The organism is Phenylobacterium sp. J426 (genome assembly GCF_024699945.1).
GTDB lineage: Bacteria > Pseudomonadota > Alphaproteobacteria > Caulobacterales > Caulobacteraceae > Phenylobacterium.
This window is the reverse complement of record NZ_JAJOMY010000001.1, coordinates 1167927-1183040: the sequence shown is the minus strand read 5'-3', so window position 1 is coordinate 1183040 and position 15114 is coordinate 1167927. Positions and strand designations below refer to the sequence as shown.

At 70.1% G+C, this 15114-nt stretch carries 13 protein-coding genes and 3 pseudogenes; 12 read left to right on the top strand and 4 right to left on the bottom strand.

Annotated features, from left to right (window positions below; genetic code table 11):
* The first annotated feature begins 2 nt into the window (after window positions 1-2).
* Entirely contained in the window at window positions 3-539 is a 537-nt protein-coding gene (locus tag LRS10_RS06165; RefSeq protein WP_257836485.1) for a methylated-DNA--[protein]-cysteine S-methyltransferase, read from the top strand.
* Window positions 536-907, top strand: coding sequence for a DUF4345 domain-containing protein (locus LRS10_RS06160; protein WP_257836484.1), 372 nt, complete (start codon window positions 536-538; stop codon window positions 905-907). The genes LRS10_RS06165 and LRS10_RS06160 overlap by 4 nt, the downstream gene beginning before the upstream one ends.
* On the opposite strand, the pseudogene LRS10_RS06155 reads toward LRS10_RS06160, so the two are convergent.
* Window positions 904-3026, bottom strand: a pseudogene (locus LRS10_RS06155) (M3 family metallopeptidase). The gene LRS10_RS06160 and the pseudogene LRS10_RS06155 sit on opposite strands and share 4 nt — an antisense overlap.
* A 148-nt stretch (window positions 3027-3174) precedes the next feature.
* Between LRS10_RS06155 and LRS10_RS06150 the strand changes: the two are divergent.
* Both LRS10_RS06150 and LRS10_RS06145 read left to right on the top strand, forming a co-directional pair.
* Window positions 3175-4026 carry a glutamate racemase gene (locus LRS10_RS06150; protein WP_257836483.1) on the top strand — a complete coding sequence of 284 codons (852 nt, stop codon included), beginning with the start codon at window positions 3175-3177 and terminating at the stop codon, window positions 4024-4026.
* Between the two features lie 14 nt (window positions 4027-4040).
* The gene (locus LRS10_RS06145) at window positions 4041-4568 is read left to right on the top strand and encodes an SRPBCC family protein (RefSeq protein ID WP_257836482.1); all 528 of its coding nucleotides are present in this window, start codon (window positions 4041-4043) and stop codon (window positions 4566-4568) included.
* Here the strand turns inward: LRS10_RS06145 and LRS10_RS06140 are convergent.
* The gene (locus LRS10_RS06140; RefSeq protein WP_257836481.1) at window positions 4525-5244 is read right to left on the bottom strand and encodes a pyridoxamine 5'-phosphate oxidase family protein; all 720 of its coding nucleotides are present in this window, start codon (window positions 5242-5244) and stop codon (window positions 4525-4527) included. The two genes, LRS10_RS06145 and LRS10_RS06140, sit on opposite strands and share 44 nt — an antisense overlap.
* 94 nt (window positions 5245-5338) lie before the next feature.
* Between LRS10_RS06140 and LRS10_RS06135 the strand changes: the two genes are divergently transcribed.
* Window positions 5339-6814, top strand: a complete 1476-nt coding sequence (locus LRS10_RS06135; protein WP_257836480.1) for a PLP-dependent aminotransferase family protein — start codon at window positions 5339-5341, stop codon at window positions 6812-6814.
* 228 nt (window positions 6815-7042) lie between these two features.
* Window positions 7043-7939, top strand: a complete 897-nt coding sequence (locus LRS10_RS06130) for a hydrogen peroxide-inducible genes activator (RefSeq protein ID WP_257836479.1) — start codon at window positions 7043-7045, stop codon at window positions 7937-7939.
* A 4-nt stretch (window positions 7940-7943) separates the two neighbouring features.
* Here LRS10_RS06130 and LRS10_RS06125 read toward each other — a convergent pair whose 3' ends face one another.
* Window positions 7944-9866 (bottom strand): prolyl oligopeptidase family serine peptidase, encoded by a 1923-nt coding sequence (locus LRS10_RS06125; RefSeq protein ID WP_308237924.1) that lies wholly within the window; start codon window positions 9864-9866, stop codon window positions 7944-7946.
* Between the two features lie 246 nt (window positions 9867-10112).
* On the opposite strand from LRS10_RS06125, the pseudogene LRS10_RS24955 reads away from it, so the two are divergent.
* The 6 genes and pseudogenes from LRS10_RS24955 to LRS10_RS06100 all read left to right on the top strand — a co-directional run.
* A pseudogene (locus LRS10_RS24955) lies at window positions 10113-10916 on the top strand (histidine kinase dimerization/phospho-acceptor domain-containing protein); the annotation flags it as partial.
* A 169-nt stretch (window positions 10917-11085) separates the two neighbouring features.
* Window positions 11086-11343, top strand: a pseudogene (locus LRS10_RS24950) (ATP-binding protein); the annotation flags it as partial.
* Window positions 11344-11466: 123 nt separating this feature from the next.
* Entirely contained in the window at window positions 11467-11871 is a 405-nt protein-coding gene (locus LRS10_RS06115; protein WP_257836477.1) for a response regulator, read from the top strand.
* A gap of 49 nt (window positions 11872-11920) precedes the next feature.
* Window positions 11921-12742 carry a diaminopimelate epimerase gene (dapF, locus tag LRS10_RS06110; RefSeq protein ID WP_257836476.1) on the top strand — a complete coding sequence of 274 codons (822 nt, stop codon included), beginning with the start codon at window positions 11921-11923 and terminating at the stop codon, window positions 12740-12742.
* A complete protein-coding gene (mtaB, locus tag LRS10_RS06105; RefSeq protein ID WP_257836475.1) occupies window positions 12739-14004 on the top strand; it encodes a tRNA (N(6)-L-threonylcarbamoyladenosine(37)-C(2))-methylthiotransferase MtaB in 1266 nt (421 codons plus the stop codon). Before dapF ends, mtaB begins: the two co-directional genes overlap by 4 nt.
* Window positions 14001-14429, top strand: coding sequence for a GFA family protein (locus LRS10_RS06100; protein ID WP_257836474.1), 429 nt, complete (start codon window positions 14001-14003; stop codon window positions 14427-14429). The genes mtaB and LRS10_RS06100 overlap by 4 nt, the downstream gene beginning before the upstream one ends.
* Before the next feature lies 1 nt (window position 14430).
* On the opposite strand, the gene LRS10_RS06095 is transcribed toward LRS10_RS06100, so the two are convergent.
* Window positions 14431-15060: a trimeric intracellular cation channel family protein gene (locus LRS10_RS06095; RefSeq protein WP_257836473.1), complete on the bottom strand. Its 630-nt coding sequence runs from the start codon at window positions 15058-15060 to the stop codon at window positions 14431-14433.
* Window positions 15061-15114 lie beyond the last annotated feature (54 nt).

The following is a 15114-nucleotide window of genomic DNA, read 5'->3' as shown; positions in this document are numbered from 1 at the left end:
GCATGACCGAATACGCCCTGTTCGAGACCGCCATCGGCGTCGCCGGCATCGCCTGGAACGAAGCCGGCCTCGTCGCCTGCCACCTGCCGGAACGCGAGGCCGAGACCGCGCGGCGGGGCTTCCTGCGGCGCTTCCCCGATAGTGTGGAGGCTGAGCCGCCGGGGTCGCTGCGGCCGACGATCGCGGGCATCCAGGCGCTGATGCGCGGCGAGAAGGCCGACTTGTCGGCCGCGCCGCTGGACCTGTCGCGAACGCCGGAGTTTCACGCCCGGGTCTATGAGATCGCCCGCGCCATCCCCGCCGGCGAGACGCTCACCTATGGCGAGATCGCCGAGAAGCTGGGCGACAAGCTGCTGGCGCGCGACGTCGGCGAGGCGCTGGGCAAGAACCCCTGGCCGATCGTGGTGCCGTGCCACCGGGTGACGGCGGCCGGCGGCAAGCCGGGCGGCTTTTCCGCGCGCGGCGGGGTCAACACCAAGCTAAGACTGCTGGCGATCGAGGGCGCGAAGGCCGCCGCCCAGGGGGACCTGTTCGCGTGACGCCAGCTTTGGAACGCCGCCTGCTGCAGCTCGCCGTAGCGGTCGCCGGGATCGTGCCGGTCTATGGCGGCGGCATGGGCGTGCTGGGCCGGCTCAGCGACAGCGGCCACTTCCGCTATCTCTCCGGCTTGCTGCTCGGGATCGGGCTGACGTTCTGGTGGACGATCCCGACGCTGGAGCGCCGGGGCGCCGTCTATCGGACGCTGGCGCCGATCGTCGTGCTGGGTGGGCTCGCGCGGCTGGCGGCGACGATCCAAGCCGGTGAGCTCGCAGGGTCTGCGATCCTGCCGCTGATGATGGAGCTGACGGTGACGCCGCTGCTCGCGCTCTGGCGTGAGCGCGCGGAGCGGCGCCTGACCGCCGCCTAGGTGGTCGGGAACCCCTTGTCCTTCAGGTAGGCCTTCACGTCCGGGTCGCGACCGCGGAACTTGCGGTAGCCGTCCCGGGGATGGATCGAGTTGCCGACGCTCATGACGTTGTCGTGCAGCCGCTTGGCCACGGCCTTGTCGTAGAGCCCGCCGGGCGCTCTCGCGGAAGGCTTCCACGGCGTCGAGCGCGATCACCTCGGACCACAGGTACGAGTAGTAGCCGGCCGAATAGCCGTCCGACGCGAAGATGTGCCCGAATTGCGGCGTGCGGTGGCGCATCGGCAGCTCGGCCGGCATGCCGAGCTTGGCCAGCTCCTCGCGCTCGAAGGCGTCCGGATCGATGTCGGCGTCGCCGGCGAGGTGCAGCTTCATGTCGATCAGCGCCGAGGCCAGGAACTCGGTGACGTCGAAGCCCTGGCGGAAGGTGGACGCCTGCTCGATCTTGGCGACGAGCTCGGCCGGGATCGGCTTGCCGGTCTGATGGTGCAGGGCGAAGCGGTTCAGCACCTGCGGCGTCCGCAGCCAGGACTCGTTCACCGTCGAGGGGAACTCGACGTAGTCACGGAACACCCGCGTGCCCGACACCGACGGATAGCTCACCGCGGAGTTCAGGCCATGCAGGGCGTGGCCGAACTCGTGGAACATGGTCTCTGCGTCGTCCCAGGAGATCAGCACCGCCTCGCCCAGCGCGCCCTTCACGAAGTTCGAGTTGTTCGAAACGATCGTTGTAACCTTGCCGTCGAAGGTCTCCTGCGTGCGATAGGCGTTCATCCAGGCGCCCGAGCGCTTGCCGGTGCGGGCGTAGGGGGTCGAAGTACCAGAGGCCGATGTGCTCGGGGCCGCGCTTCACCTCCCAGACGCGCACGTCCGAGTGCTGGACGGGGACGTCGGTCACCGGCGTGAAGCTGAAGCCGTAGAGTTCGCCTGCGGCCCAGAACATGCCCTCGCGCAGCTTCTCGAGCTGCAGGTACGGCTTCACCTCGTTCATATCGAGGTCGTAGCGCGCCTTGCGGACCTTCTCGGCGTAGAAGCGGTAGTCCCAGGGGGCGATCCTGATCTTCGCCTTCTCCTTGTCGGCGATGGCCTGCATCTCGGCCACCTCCTCCTTCACGCGGGCCACGGCGAACGGCCAGACGCGCTCCATCAGCTCCATGCCCGCCTGCGGCGTCTCGGCCATGGAGTTGTTGGCGAGGCGCCAGTGCGCATGGGTTGGATATCCGAACAGCTTGGCGCGCTCGGCCCGCAGCTTCAGAATCTTCTTGATGAGCGCGTTGTTGTCATGGGCGTCGCCGTTGTCGCCCCGGCTGTAGAACGTCTTCCAGACCTTCTCGCGCAGGTCGCGCCGTTCGGAATAGGTGAGGAACGGGTCGACCGACGAGCGGGTGTTGACGATCACGTACTCGCCGTCGCGGCCCTTGCCCTTGGCGGCCGAGCCCATCGCGGCGCGGACGTCGGCGGGCAGGCCGGCGAGGTCGGCCTCCTTCAGATAGAGGTCGTACTCGTTCTCGTCGTGCAGAAGGTTCTGGCTGAAGGCGGTGAAGGCGGTCGCCAGTTCGCTGTTGATCGCCGCCACGCGGGCCTTGGCGGCGGCGTCCAGCTTGGCGCCGTTGCGCACGAAGGTGTTCCAGCGCAGCCAGACGAGCCGGTCCTGCTCGGGCGTCAGCTTCAGCTTCGAACGCTGCTGATAGACGGCGTCGATGCGTTGGAAGAGCTTGGCGTTCTGCAGGATGCGGTCGTTATGGGCGGCGAGCTTCGGCTGCATCTCCTTGTCGATCGCCCGAAGTTCGGGCGTAGACAGCGTGGCGACCCAGATGCCGTAGATGGTCTGAGCCCGGTCGAGGGCCGCGCCGCTGCGCTCCATGGCTGCGATGGTGTTGTCGAAGGTCGCCGGCTGCGGGTTGTTGGCGATGGCCTCGACCTCGGCCCACTCGGCCGCCATGCCGGCTTCCAGCGCCGGCTTGAAGTGCTCGACGCGCACCTTGTCGAAAGCCGGCACGCCGCCGAAGGGGCCCGTCCATTCGGCCGACACGGGATTGGCGCCCTGGGCGAGGACGGTGACGGGCAGCGTGGTGGTGGCGACGAGGGCGGACGAGGCGGCCAGAAAGGTGCGGCGGCGCATGGGGTCTCCGAGCGGATCGAACTTTGGGCCGGAGGTTAAGCAGGAACGCGCCTGAACGTCACGTGACCCTGGCTTGATGTGGCCACCGTTTTCGCAGGGCCGCTCAGGCCGTCTAGCGGCCGGGCGGGACGCAGTCTAAGCAGCGGGCATGGCCATCGGCGTATTCGACTCCGGCGTGGGCGGTCTGACCGTCCATCACAGGCTCGTGGAGCGCTTCCCCGACGCCGACTTCTTCTATCTGGCCGACCAGGCCAACGCTCCCTACGGCGGCCGGCCCGGCGAGGAGATCGTCGAGCTGACGAAGGCCGGCTGCATCCGGCTGTTCGAAGAAGGCTGCGACGTGGTCGTGCTGGCCTGCAACACCGCCGCCAGCGTCGCGCTGCGGCGGCTGCAGCAGACCTGGCTGCCCGGCTATCGAAAGGCGCTGGGCCGGCCCGTGAACGTCTTGGGGATCGTGGTGCCCACCATCGAGGCGGCCACCGGGCTGCCCTGGGAGCACGAGGCCGAGCGCCGCGGCGACAAGATCGAGAAGCTGGACATCCTCGGCATCTTCTCGACGCCGGCCACGGCGAACAGCAGGGTCTACGAGATCGAGATCGACAAGCGCCGCCAGGACGTCGCCGTCTTCTCCGAGCCGTGCCCGGAGCTGGCGCGGATGATCGAGAGCGGCGCCTCGCGGGACGAGCTCGCGGCGGTGATCCAGGGCCATGTGAAGGCGCTGACCACCCGCATTGGCCGCGCGCCGGACCGGGCGATCCTGGGCTGCACCCACTACGAAATCACCGCCGACCTCTTCCAGGAGGCCCTGCCGCCCGGCACGCCGCTGATCCGCCAGCCGGAAGCCACAGCCGACGCGCTGGCGCGCTACATGGAACGGCATCCGGAGTTCGACGCCGGGCGCGGCGGCGGTCGGCGCTTCCTGACGACCGGCAAGCCTGGCGCACAGCACAGTCTGGTTGAGACCTTCTGGGGAGCGCCGCTAAGCTTCGAGCCGGCCTGAACCGGGGGCTTACGATGAGAAACGCACTCCTGGCCTTCCTTGCGGCGCTGAGCTTCGGCGGCGCCGCCTCGGCCGAGGTGGTCGACAAGGGGAGCTATGGCTTCCGGCTCAAATATACGGCCAAGGTGGCCGCATCGCCCGAGAAGGTGTTCAGGGCGATCGGCGAGATCGACCGATGGTGGAGCCCTGCGCACACCTATTCCGGCCAGGCGTCGAACCTCTCGATGCCGCTCGCCGCCAACGCCTGCTACTGCGAGGCCCTGCCCGGCGGGGGCGGCGTGCGCCACGGGGTCGTCGAGCTGGTGATCCCCAACAAGCAGGTGCGCGTCGCGGCGGCGCTCGGGCCGCTGCAGGACGAGGGCGTCGGCGCGGCCTGGGCCTTCGATCTCAAGCCGAACGCCGGCGGCACGGAGGTGGTGATGACCTACAACGTCGCCGGCGCCCGGGACTTCGTGACGACGCTCGCGCCCGCCGCCGACGGTGTCATGGGCGAAGGCTTCAGGCGTTTCGCGCGCTACGTGGAGACCGGCAAGCCCGAGTGAGCGCTTCGTCGAGCCGCACGCCGGGGCCGTAGGGCGAAAGGTCGTCCGTGCGTGGGCCTTCCCGAGGTTCGGCGATCGCCGGACCGATGCGGGTCTCGACGGGCAGCACGCCGGACCAGGCCGTCCAGCCTTCGTCGGCCGGCAGCTCGGCGGGGGCCGTGGCCTTCATCTTCGCCGAGGCCTCCTCGATTTTCATCGCGACAAGGGTGATGGCGGCGAGCTCGGCGTCCGTCGTGGGGCGCAGCTTGACGTTCCGCCCCGCGTACAGCCGGTCGATGAAGGCCTCCATGGCCGCGCGCTTGGCTGTCGGATCAGCGACCACGCGAGCCGTGCCATAGGCCATGACCGAACGGTAGTTGACCGAGTGGGTGATGCCAGAGCGGCCGACGATCAGGCCGTCCAGGAAGCTGACCGTCACGCAGACGGGCGCGCCGTCGCCGACGGCGTCCAACATCCGGCTCGCCGCCGAGCCATGCCAATAGAGGGTGCGGCCCTCGCGCCAGTAGGCCGTCGGCGTGACGAACGGCTGCCCCTCGATCACGTAGCCGACGTGCGCCATCAGCCCGGCGTCCAGGATCGAGAAGACGGTCGCCTCGTCATAGGCTGCCCGCTGGGGCCGGCGACGCACCTGCGACCGCGGGGTGGGGTGGAACTGCGGCGGCGCGGACCCGTCCATGGCGACCTCCTTCTCAGGAGGTCGCAGCTAGGCCATATGTGGTCTGGAAGGCAGGTCCAGTTGGGCCGGGAGCAGCAGTCCACTTGGAACGACGATGAGCTGGTCCGAGATCTATCCGTGGCAAGCGCCCCGTTCCGGCGGGCCGGTCATCCGCCAGGTGTACGACCAGGTCCGAGATGCGATCCACACCGGCGCCCTGAAGCCCGGCGGCCGGCTGCCGTCCAGCCGCGACCTCGCCCAGCGACTGGGCGTCTCGCGCGCCTCCGTGGTTGCGGCCTACGACCTGCTGCTGGCGGAAGGCTACGCCGAGGGCCGGCCGGGCTCAGGCACCTATGTCTGCGGCGACCTCTCCGGCGTTCTGGACCTGAAGACCCCATACCGCCTGGCGGCCGGGCCGGCGCCCGAAGCGCCACCCGGCCTGCGGGCGCTGGAGGCCGTTTCCCTGCCGCCGGCCGCGGCGGGCGAGCGGCTGTTCTCCAACGGCCGTACGCTGATGGACGCCCGTGCGCTGGACGCCTGGGCCGCCTCTACGCGACGGGCGCTGCGCACGCTGGAGCCTGTGCACTTCGGCTACTCCGATCCCCGCGGCGAGCCGCGGCTCCGCGCGGTGGTGGCCGACTATCTGCGCGCCGCCCGTGGCGTGGTCTGCGAACCGGACCAAGTGATCATCACGGCAGGCGCGCAGCATGCTGTCGACATCGCCGTGCGCGTCCTGCTGCAGCCCGGCGACCCGGTGTGGATGGAGGATCCCGGCTACCAGCCGACCTGGCACGCGCTGAGCGCGGCCGGGGCCGAGCTGCACGCCGTGCCTGTGGATCGCGCCGGGCTGGACGTGTCCGCGGGCGTCGCCGCCGCGCCCGGAGCCCGGCTCGCCTTCGTGACGCCGTCCCACCAGTACCCGCTGGGCGTCACGCTCTCGATGGGCCGCAGGCTCGAGCTGCTGGCGTGGGCGCGCGAGGCCGGCGCCTGGATCGTCGAGGACGACTACTCCTCGGAGTTCCGTTACGCCGGCCCGCCGCTCGCCGCCTTGCAAGGGCTCGATGGAGGTGAGCGGGTGATCTACGTCGGCACCCTCAACAAGGCGCTCTTTCCGGGGCTGCGGCTCGGCTACATGGTCGCGCCGCGACCCTTGGCGGGCGCCCTGGCCAAGGCCCGCCAGCTGACCGACCGGCAGCCGCCGACCCTGACCCAGGCGGTGATGCTGGACTTCATGGAGAGCGGCCAGTTCGCGGCCCACATCCGCCGGCGGCGTCTCGCCTACCGGACGCAGCGCGACGTTCTGGCCGAAGCGCTGACCGCCAGGCTGGGCGACCGCCTCGAGGTCGACGTCCCGGATCAGGGCATGCACCTGATGGCGTTCCTCAAGGATGGCGGCGATGACGTTGCGGTCCAGGACGCTGCGGCCGGCCGCGGCGTGACGGTGCGGGCCATCAGCCCGCTCTACCGCACGGCTCGGGCGCGGCCAGGACTATTGCTGGGCTTCACCGGCTTCCCGGCGCGCAGCATGGCCGGCGGCGTGGCGAAGCTGGCGGACGCCTTCGGCGATCTCGATGGTCGGGGAAGTCGGTAACCCGGGAGACGCATGGGGGGAGGAGGGCTGCGCCCCCCGGGGCCGACTGAAGTGCGGTGTGTGACACAGCTTCAGAATGGCGGCGGGGTGGAAGGATCACGCGCCCGCCGTCGATGGCGGGGAAATAGTGATCGGTAACAGACATGGCCAATCGATTGTTTTTGAGATTGGAATAGACCCCGGCTATCGGCGCCTTTCGGCCGTCATTTGTCAGGATGGTCCACCGTGATGCTGCCCACGATCCGCCAGCTGCAGTACCTGAAGCTGCTCGCCGAGCACGGGACCTTCGGACGCGCCGCGGAGGCGGCTCACGTGACTCAGCCCACGCTCTCGGCCGGGATCCAGGAGCTGGAGCGGACCCTCGGCGCCGCCGTGGTCGACCGGGCGCGCTCGGGTGTGATCCTGACGCCCGTGGGTGAGGAGGCGCTCCGACGGGCCACAGCGATCCTCAACGAGGCCGAGGAGCTCGTCGAGGCGGCCAAGAACGCCGGCCAGCCCCTGACCGGTCGTTTCCGGCTGGGCGTCATTCCGACCATCGCGCCCTTTCTCCTGCCGGCCGTGCTGCCGTTGCTGCGGGAGCGCTTTCCGAAGCTGCGCCTTTTCCTGCGCGAAGACCTGACCCAGCGGCTGATCGCCCAACTCAAGGCCGGCCGCCTCGACGCGGCCTTGATCGCGCTGCCGTTCGACACCCAGGGCCTGGAATGGGCGCACGTCTCGGACGACGAACTGATGGCCGCCGTGCCCGCCGATCACCCGTTGGCCCGCGGCAAGTCCGCCTCGCCGGAGGCGCTGGCCCGCGAAAACCTGATCCTGCTCGAGGACGGCCACTGCCTGCGGGAGCACTCCCTGTCGGCCTGCCGGCTAAACGCGCCGCGCAGCGCGGCGGGAGAGGAACCGTTCGCCGCCACGTCACTGCCGACCGTGGTGCAGATGGTAGGCTCCGGGCTCGGGGTGACGTTCATCCCGAAGATGGCGGTGACCGCCGGATTGGCGGACGCCGCGCCCGTTGCGGTGCGGCCGATCGATGCCGACCACCCCGCCCGCGAGATCGTCGTGGCCTGGCGGGCCGGCTCGAACCGACGCGCCGAAGGGCGCCTGCTGGCCGAGGTGCTGAAGGAGGCCTGAGGCCTCAATCCATCAGCCGCTGGGCCAGGTACACATAGTGCCGGGCCCAGCGCCGGGCGTTCAGCTCGGGGTCGGCGTCGTTGGCGTGCCCGCCGAACGTCTGCTCGTAGTAGAGGTACGGCACGCCCAGCTTCTGCAACATCGCCGCGTACTTGCGCGCATGGCCCGGGTGCACCCGGTCGTCGCGGGTGTTGGTGGTGATGTAGGCCAGGGGATACTCCACGCCCGGCTTCAGCGCCTGGTAGCCCGAGTACTTGGCGATGAACGCCCGGTCGCCCGGCACGTCCGGATCGCCGTACTCGCCCACCCAAGACGCGCCCGCCGACAGCTTGTGATAGCGCAGCATGTCGATCAGGGGGCTCTCCACCACCACTGCGTTCCACAGCTCGGGATGCTGGGTCATCGAGACGGTGGTCAGCACGCCGCCGTTGGAGCGGCCGTAGATGCCGAGCCGGCGGGCCGAGGTGATCTTGCGGGCGGCGAGGTCGCGAGCCACCGCGGCGAAGTCGTCGAAGGCGAGCTGGCGCTTTTCGCGCAGCACCGACTGGTGCCAGGCGGGGCCGAACTCACCGCCGCCGCGGATGTTGGCGATAACGTAGGCGCCGCCGCGTTCCATCCACAGCTTGCCCGCTTCGGGCATGTAGATCGGCGGCTTGGCGACCTGGAAGCCGCCGTAGCCATACATCAGTGTCGGCAGGCTGCCGTCGAGCTTCGCCGCCTTCGGCCGAACCACGAAGTAGGGAATCTTCGCCCCGTCGGAGGACGTCGCCCAGAACTGCTCCACCACGTGGGTCGAAGCGTCGAAACGCGCCGGCAGCGCCTTCACCTGGGCTGCCGTGCCGGCGTCGGCGTCGGCGAGCCACAGGCTGGTGGGCGTGAGGAAGCTCTCGACGGTGACGAACAGCTCGTCGTCCGAGCCGGCCGTGTCGACGAGGTTGATGTTGGCGTCCTTCGGCAGCGGCAGCCGCCTGGCCGTCCACCGGCCGGCCTGGACATCATAGACGTCGACCGCGCCCTTCACGTCCTCCAGCAGCACGACTACCAGCTTGCCGTCGGTGGACGAGACCTGCTGCACGGCCTGGCGCGGACCGGGCTGGAAGATGAGCTTCGGCTTGGCGGACTTCGGGTCCGCCTTCAGGGCCGCGAGGTCGTAGGCGATCAGAGCGCCCGGCTGGAAGCCGCCCCAGGCCTCCTGCAGGCTGAAGACGACCTGGCCGTCGACATAGGCCTCTTCCTCGGCCTTGCGGGCGAGCGGCACCGGGATCAGCCCTTTTTCACCGAGCAGGCTGAACTCGCGCTCGTAGAAGGTCACGTTGCGGGTGATCAGCACGCCGTCGACCCGTGAGCCTGCGCCGCGCAGCACGCTGGCGGCCGCCGACATGTCGGCCTTCTGCCCGCGGAACACCTCACGCGCCGAGCCGTCGCGGCCCACGAGCTTGGCGACGTAGGGATAGCCCGACGCCGTGACCTCGCCGGGCGTCCACTCGCGGGCGACGGCGAGCGTGTCGCGGTCCAGCCACTGGACGTACTGCTTGCCCTCGGCGAAGCGGAACCCGCCGTCAACGAACCGCTTGCTGCGGGTGTCGAACTCGCGCAGCTCGACGGCGTCGCCGCCGCCGTTGGAGAGGCGCACCAGGCAGGTGGTCTCGGCGGGCTTGAGGCAGACCGCCCCCTTGAGGAACCAGCGCTTGCCCTCGGCCCTGGCCAGTGCGTCGACGTCGACCAGTGTCTCCCAGGCGGGCGCCGCCGTGCGGTAGGAGGCCTCGCTCGTATGGCGCCAGAGGCCGTGCGGGTGCTCGGCGTCCTGCCACAGGTTGTCGATGCCCCCCCGCCCGGAACTGCGGCGTCGGGATGCGGTCCTTGGCGGTGAAGATCGCCCGCGCCTCGGCCAGCATCGGGGCGTAGCGCGGGTCCTTCTCCAGGACATCGGCGGTCTTGACGTTCTCGGCTTCGGCCCACGCGAGCGCCTTGGGATCATCGACCCCTTCCAACCAGAGAAAGGGATCGTCCTGCGCCAGGGCGGGGCCGGACAGCAGGGCAAGGGTGAGCGCGGCGGCGGCAGGCAACTTCATGGCCCGCATCTAGCGGCGCCGGCCGACGGGCGCAAAGACCCCTCTCCTTTGAAGCAATTGTTAAGCGCGCGAATGCCAACGTCGCGAACAAGGGAGGGTGCATGCCGCCGGGCTCCAGTTACCACCGCGTCGCAATCACCCGGGCGAGGGAACTGCCCATGCGCGTGGGCCTCGCCTTGGTGATCGGCGGCGCCACCTGGGCGGTCACCCACAGTCCCTGGGTCTTTGCGTGGTTCGCCGCGGTCATCGCCACCCAGTTCATCGACCTTCATCTGACGCGTCCCATGCGGCGCGACCCGCAGTTCCGGCCCACGCGGGGACAGGAGGCGGCCTACCTCGCCTCCGTGGTCCTGCATGTGGCCGTCTATTCCTCGCTGACGCCGCTGTGCTGGCTGCAGGGCGGGCTGGAAGGGCACCTCTTCGCCCTGCTGATCCCGACCGCCGGCCTGCTGAACGTGGCCCTGCAGGCGCAGTCCGAGCCCAAGCTGTTCTGGGCCGGCTGCACGCCGCATGCGCTGTACCTGCTGAGTCTGCCGATCCTCTCGATCGTGTTCGAGGAGAGTACGAACCCCGCCGGCATGGCGTTCGTGGTGCTCGGCTCCGTGCTCTACATCGGCCACCTGTTCATCGCGCTGAAGCGCAATCGGCAGGTCCAGGCTGATCTGACCGCTGCGGTCCACGCCGCTCAGACCGAGCGCGCCCGGGCCGAGGATGCGAACGCAGCCAAGAGCGACTTCCTGGCCACCATGAGCCACGAAATCCGCACGCCGATGAACGGGGTGCTCGGCATGGTCCAGGCCATGGCCCACGACCCGCTGCCCAAGCGCCAGCGCGAACGACTGGAGGTGATCCGCCAGTCGGGCGAGGTGCTGCTGGTCCTTCTGAACGACCTCTTGGACATCTCGAAGATCGAGGCCGCGAAGCTGGAGCTGGAGATGGCGGTCCTGGACCTCGAGGAACTCGCCGCCCAGGCCGAGGCGGCCTTCGCGCCGCTGGCGGCCGCGAAGGGCCTGGAGCTGCGCGTCACTGTTGCGCCAGACGCCGTCGGCGCCCTGGGCGGCAGACGCGACGCGGGTGCGGCAGATCTTCCACAACCTCCTGGCCAACGCCGTGAAGTTCACGGATGCCGGCGGAGTCCAGGCCACCCTGTTCCACAATGGCGAGCGCGTCGCGATCCGCGTCCGGGACACCGGCCCGGGAGTTGCGCCCGACCGGCTGCCGACCCTGTTCGAACGCTTCATCCAGGCCGACGCCTCGACCACGCGCCGCTACGGCGGATCAGGGCTGGGCCTTGCCATCTCCCGCGAGCTCGCCCGGCGCATGGGAGGCGATATCACCGCCGAAAGCGAGCCGGGTCTCGGGTCGACGTTCACCGCCTGGCTGCCGCTCACGCGGGCGGAAGCGCCACCTGCGGAGCGGGAAGCGGCGGCCCGGCCGGAGATCGGCTCACTGCGGGTGCTGGTCGCCGAGGACAATGAGACCAACCGCCTGGTGTTGAGGACCCTTCTAGATCAGCTGGGTATCGCCGCCGAGATGACAGCCGACGGCGAAGAGGCGGTGGAAGCCTGGCGCAGCGGCGGCTTCGATCTGATCCTCATGGACGTGCAGATGCCGGTGATGGACGGGCTGGCGGCCGCCCGCCGCATCCGCGCCATCGAGGCGGAGACCGGCCGCGCCCACACGCCGATCGTCGCGCTCACCGCCAACGCCATGTCGCACCATCTGGCCGAGTACGCCGACGCCGGGATGGACGGCGTCGCCGCCAAGCCCATCGAGCTGTCGCGGCTGGTGGAGCAGATGAACATCGCGCTCGGCGGCCGCCGAACCGGCGTGGTCGACGCCGCCAGCGCCGCCGCGTGACTTCGCGCGGGGTGCGGCGGGCGCCGTCTTCGCCTATATAGCGGCCTCCATGGGCCGTCCGTTCCTGAAGATGAACGGGCTCGGCAACGACTTCGTCGTGGTCGAGACCCGCAGCCAGCCGTTCGAACCGACGGCGGACGAGGTGCGCGCGATCGCGGACCGGACCAGCGGCGTCGGCTGCGACCAGCTGATCGCCATCGACCGCCATGAGGGCGCCGATGCGTTCGTCCGGTTCTGGAACGCCGATGGTGAGGAGATCTCGGCCTGCGGGAACGGGACCCGCTGCGTGGGCTGGCTCTTGATGCAGTCCGCCGGCAAGGACCGCGTGGAGCTGGAGACCAAGGCCGGGCGCCTGATCGCCACACGGGCCGGCGAGCGTCTGGTCAGCGTCGACATGGGGCCGCCGCGCCTCGACTGGCGCGAAATCCCGCTGGCGGAGGAGCAGGACACCCAGGCCCTGGGCGTCGCGCTCTACCATCACGCCGACCTGATGGCCCCGCCGGGCTGCGTCTCCATGGGCAATCCGCACGTGGTGTTCTTCGTGCCGGATGTCGACCAGGCGCCGGTCGCCGAGGCGGGCCCCGCGGTCGAGAAGCACCCGCTGTTTCCGGAGCACGTGAATGTCGGCTTCGCCCAGATCAAGGGCCGCGACCGCATCCGCCTGCGCGTGTGGGAGCGCGGCGCGGGCCTGACCAAGGCCTGCGGCACGGGCGCCTGCGCGGCCCTCGTCGCGGCGTCGCGGCGGGACCTCGTCGGGCGCTACGCCACGATGGAGCTCGACGGCGGCGAGCTGTTCATCGAGTGGCGGGACGACGGTCACGTGATCATGACGGGCCCGGCGGCCGCCGACTTCGCGGGTGAACTGCCGTGAGCAACGTCGACATCGTCACGTTCGGCTGTCGCCTCAATAGCTACGAGAGCGAGGTCATCCGCAAGCGGGCGGCCGAGGACGGACTGACCGACGCCGTCGTCTTCAACACCTGCGCGGTCACCAACGAGGCGGTGCGCCAGGCGCGGCAGGCGATCCGCAAGGCGCGACGCGAACGGCCGGGCGCGAAGCTCATCGTCACCGGCTGTGCGGCGCAAATCGACCCGGCCGCTTTCGCGGCCATGGGCGAGGTCGACCTGGTGCTGGGCAACGCCGAGAAGAGTCAGGCCGGCGCCTACGCGCCGGCTGCGGCCGAGCTGGGCCGCGTGCGCGTCAACGACATCATGAGCGTGCGCGAGACGGCCGGGCACCTGATCGATGGGCTGAAGGATCGCGCGCGGGCGTTCGTCGAGGTGCAGAACGGCTGCGACCACCGCTGCACCTTCTGCATCATTCCCTACGGGCGGGGCAATTCACGCTCCGCCCCGGCGGGCGAGGTGGTGGAGCAGGTCCGCCGGCTGACGGTCGAGGGCTACCAGGAGGTGGTGCTGACCGGCGTCGACGTGACGAGCTGGGGCGCCGACCTGCCAGGCCAGCCGACGCTCGGCCAGCTCGTGTCGCGGATCCTGAAGCTGGTCCCGGAGCTGCCGAGGTTGCGGCTGTCGTCGATCGACGCGGCCGACATCGACGCCGACCTGCTGCGCTGCTTCGCCGAAGAGCCGCGCCTGATGCCCTATCTCCACCTGAGCCTTCAGGCGGGCGACGACATGATCCTGAAGCGCATGAAACGCCGCCACCTGCGGGCGGACGCGCTGAAGCTGGTGGCCGAGGTCCGCGCCGTGCGGCCGGACGTGGCGTTCGGCGCCGACCTGATCGCCGGGTTCCCGACCGAGACCGACGAGATGTTCGACAACAGCCTCAGGCTCGTGGAAGAGGCGGGGCTGTCGTTCCTCCACGTCTTCCCGTTCAGCCCCAGGCCCGGCACGCCGGCGGCGCGGATGCCGCAGGTGAAGCGCGACGTGGTCAAGGCGCGCGCCGCGCGCCTGCGCGCGGCGGGGGAGGCGGCGCTGCGCCGTCACCTTGAGGCGCAGATGGGCCGGACGCTGGCGGGTCTTGTCGAGAAGCCGGGCCTGGCGCGGGCGGAGGACTTCACCGAGATCGTCTTCACGGGAGACGCGACCGTGGGCGCCGTCACCGAACTGGTGGTCACCGGACACGACGGCAAGCGGGCGATCGCCCGGTTGAGGCAGAGGGTGGCGGCATGAGCTGGTCGGGCGGTTGCCAGTGCGGGAAGGTGCGCTTCCGCGTCGAAGGCGAGCTGGGCCGCGCCAGCATCTGCCACTGTCGCATGTGCCAGAAGGCGACGGCGGGACCGTTCGGCGCCTTCGTCACCGTCGACCGCGAGCGGCTGACCTGGACGCAGGAGCCGGCCCGCTTCCAGAGCTCGAACCTGGTGCAACGCGGCTTCTGCCCGGCGTGCGGCACGCCGCTGACCTTCGAGACCGCGAAGAGCTTCGACATCACGATCTTCGCGTTCGACAAGGCCTCGGAGATCGCGCCGACCGTGCAGCTTGAGCCTGAAAGCTCGCCGCCCTGGATGGCGCATATCGGCGAGCTCGAGGTGCAGCGGCCGCCGCCCGGCTACTACGAGCGGATCCAGAGCTACCAGCACCCCGACGCGGAGGCCTGATCTAGTCCTCAGGCGGCGGCCGGCCCGGAAAGCCCGGCATCTTCCAGCCGAACAAGATCGCGCCCGCGCGGATCGAGAACGCCACAAGGAAGCCGCCTAGGCCGGCGACCCCCAGCGGCACGGCCAAGGCGTTCAGCGCGACGAACGCGATCGCGCCCACCAGCGCCGGCGTGACGTAGAGCTCGCGCCGCAGCAGGACCGAGGGTTCGTGCGCCAGCACGTCTCGAAGCACCCCGCCGAACGTGGCGGTGAGGACGCCCATGACGATGGCGGTGAAGGGCGGCGCGCCCAGCGAGGTCGCCTTCATGGCCCCGACCGAGGTGTAGGCGGCCATGCCCAGGGCGTCGAGCCACAGCAGCAGCCGCCCGCGCCCGCGACCGCCCCCGAAGACCCAGACGGCGACGGCTGCGGCCAGGCAGACCATGAGGTACTCGGGCCGGGCGACCCAGAAGACGGGTGCGTCGATCAGGAGGTCGCGCAGTGTCCCGCCGCCGACACCCGTGACGGCGGCGAAGAAGCCAAAGGTGATGATGTCGTGCTTGCGCCGGGCGGCGGCCAATGCCCCGGTCGCGCCGAAAACGGCGACCGCGGCGTAGTCGAGCACGGTGAGGCTGGCGGCCAATCCATCCATGACCCTGTCATGCGGTGAGAGGTGACGCGCGGCAAGCGCCTCGCTAGAAGCGGC

Coding starts and splice junctions, on each gene's coding strand:
- LRS10_RS06165 (WP_257836485.1), top strand. CDS start 3: ATGACCGAATACGCCCTGTTCGAGACCGCCATCGGCGTCGCCGGCATC.
- LRS10_RS06150 (WP_257836483.1), top strand. CDS start 3,175: ATGGCCATCGGCGTATTCGACTCCGGCGTGGGCGGTCTGACCGTCCAT.
- LRS10_RS06145 (WP_257836482.1), top strand. CDS start 4,041: ATGAGAAACGCACTCCTGGCCTTCCTTGCGGCGCTGAGCTTCGGCGGC.
- LRS10_RS06140 (WP_257836481.1), bottom strand. CDS start 5,244: ATGGACGGGTCCGCGCCGCCGCAGTTCCACCCCACCCCGCGGTCGCAG.
- LRS10_RS06135 (WP_257836480.1), top strand. CDS start 5,339: ATGAGCTGGTCCGAGATCTATCCGTGGCAAGCGCCCCGTTCCGGCGGG.
- LRS10_RS06130 (WP_257836479.1), top strand. CDS start 7,043: ATGCTGCCCACGATCCGCCAGCTGCAGTACCTGAAGCTGCTCGCCGAG.
- LRS10_RS06125 (WP_308237924.1), bottom strand. CDS start 9,866: ATGTCCTGGAGAAGGACCCGCGCTACGCCCCGATGCTGGCCGAGGCGC.
- dapF (WP_257836476.1), top strand. CDS start 11,921: ATGGGCCGTCCGTTCCTGAAGATGAACGGGCTCGGCAACGACTTCGTC.
- LRS10_RS06100 (WP_257836474.1), top strand. CDS start 14,001: ATGAGCTGGTCGGGCGGTTGCCAGTGCGGGAAGGTGCGCTTCCGCGTC.
- LRS10_RS06095 (WP_257836473.1), bottom strand. CDS start 15,060: ATGGATGGATTGGCCGCCAGCCTCACCGTGCTCGACTACGCCGCGGTC.